Below are 2,076 nucleotides of genomic sequence, written 5' to 3'. Positions count from 1 at the left end.
GTTTGGCCGCTGGGGTATTTATGGCCTTGAAGCCACGCCATTTGGCAACGGCTGGGGCCGTTCGGGCGGCGTGCACTGGATGGCCGGTGCGGCCGACCGTGTCGACAACTCCATTTCTTATGCATCGCCCAACTTCAACGGTTGGCAGGCATTCGGCCAGTTCTCGTTCTCCACGGGCTCGAATGCCGGCGCCGTTGCCGAACAGGGCAAATGGAAGCACAACACCCGCCGCGGCGGTCTCGCATTGCGCTACAAGACCGACAGCTTTACGGCGATCGGTGTTGTCGAACAGATCTGGAACACTGAAGGGCTTGCCAATGCCGACTACGGCAAAGACACGACAATCGCGAGCGCGGCCGTCAATTTCCTCACGGTGCCGACCGTTCGCCTCTTCCTGATGGGCCAGTACTTCAAGAACGTTTACTCTGCCCCCGGCACGCCTGTTCATAGTGCGCAGAAGCTGATCGGCGGCGGTCTTGCCGCAACGAATCCGACAGGCATCGAAGGACGCGGCTTCGACGGCTACAACGTCGGCATCAACGCTCAGATCAAGCTCTGGGGCGGCGATCTGTACCTGACGACGGCCTACGACGACTGGGAGTACAAGGGTGATGTTAAGGAAGGTCAGGAGACCAGCCTGAAGCACTACCTCGTCGGCGCTGCATACGAATACCCGCTCAGCAAGCGCGTTCATATTTATGGTTCCGCCAACTGGACGCACGGCACGGGCCTCTTTGACTCCGACAACTTCTCGGATTCCTCGGACCCCAACTCATATCAGGTTATGGGTGGTCTCACCTACTTCTTCTAACCCGATCGATTCTCCGGCATAGGCCGGATTTGAGCAGCCAGCATTCATACTTCTGCAATCTTGGCAGTTTGGGTCCATTCCGACACAATTGCGGGGTGGACCTTTTTTTTGTTCGTTCGGGGAGCGTAAAGGTGAAGAATGATCTCTCGACCGTTGACCTCAAATTCATTCTCGATCTCTTCAAGACAACGTCGCTCACAGTCACGGCGGCTGATTTCGAGGTCAGCATCCCAACCGCATCGCGCATGCTGAACCGCGTTCGAACGATTCTTGGCGACGAGTGTTTTGTGCGTTCCGGCAACGTAATGGTGCCGACGCGTCGGATTCGAGGGCTAATCCCCAAGATTCACGCTGCTATCAAAGCGCTCGAGGATCTCACCGAAGATACGGTCTATCGGCCCGAAGCGATTTCCCGGCGTTTCATCGTGCAAATGGTCGACAATGCCGCTGTTGCGCTGCTGCTCCCCGTGCTTCCAAGAATTCATGAACTTGCACCGAACCTTGTCATTCAGATTCGTGCCACGCAGGGGAATCCTTATGAGCTCCTTCGCAGCGGGCAGATTGACTTGAGCTTTGGTTATCCGCCGGATGACACGATTCCGTCAGATATTCGCTTTGCCAAGCTCTTCGACTCAGAACATGTCTGTATTGTTCGCAAGGGTCATCCGCTCTGCCGGCTGAAAGGAGAGAAGGGCGGGAAAGGATGCAGAAAGATTCTGCCTGAAGAATTGGCGCCTTATCCAACGACGACGGCATCCCTGCCGCAATGGGTTGGCGATCACGACATGGACATCATTGTTAAGGGTGACATGCCGCATTCCGGTACCTGGATCGATACCGGTTTTTTCCTCTCCATTCCTTTCTTTGTCATGGAAAGCGACAGTTACGGTTTCCTACCGCGTGAAACGGCTGAATATCTTGCGAGATTCCTGCCGCTGGAGATCCTTGAAATCGAGTCCACGCAGGTTAGGCCCTGGACGCCGCATCTTCTTTGGCACATTACGGGATCAGGTGATTATGAGCTCCAATGGCTGAGAACAACAATTTGCAAGTATTTCGAAGAGCACCGTGTACCTGAATGGAAGGTCAAAGTAGAATCGATGTAGGGGGGCACCCCGATAAAAGATGAGCCACTCTTAAGATTGGACAGACGGCGGCGTGGGGAACGTCGCCTTTTTTTGCCTTGAAAAGGAGATTTCGAGAAACTGGAGTTTGGCTGGGAGAGCATGCAGCGAGCAGAAAGTTCAACCGGTTGAACTTCTAAG

At 54.8% G+C, this 2,076-nt stretch carries 2 protein-coding genes; both read left to right on the top strand.

Annotated features, from left to right (window positions below; translation table 11 throughout):
* The coding region (locus H6A60_RS11015; protein ID WP_205104571.1) for a porin at positions 1 to 811 on the top strand (811 nt) is incomplete at its 5' end.
* A gap of 131 nt (positions 812 to 942) precedes the next feature.
* Complete coding sequence (locus H6A60_RS11010) at positions 943 to 1,917, top strand: LysR substrate-binding domain-containing protein (protein WP_205104569.1); 975 nt, start codon at positions 943 to 945, stop codon at positions 1,915 to 1,917.
* Positions 1,918 to 2,076: the final 159 nt, after the last annotated feature.

Source organism: Sutterella massiliensis (assembly GCF_016899755.1).
Classification (GTDB): Bacteria; Pseudomonadota; Gammaproteobacteria; order Burkholderiales; family Burkholderiaceae_F; genus Sutterella; species Sutterella massiliensis.
Note: the sequence above shows the minus strand (reverse complement) of the source record. Positions and strands in the feature narration are given on the sequence as shown.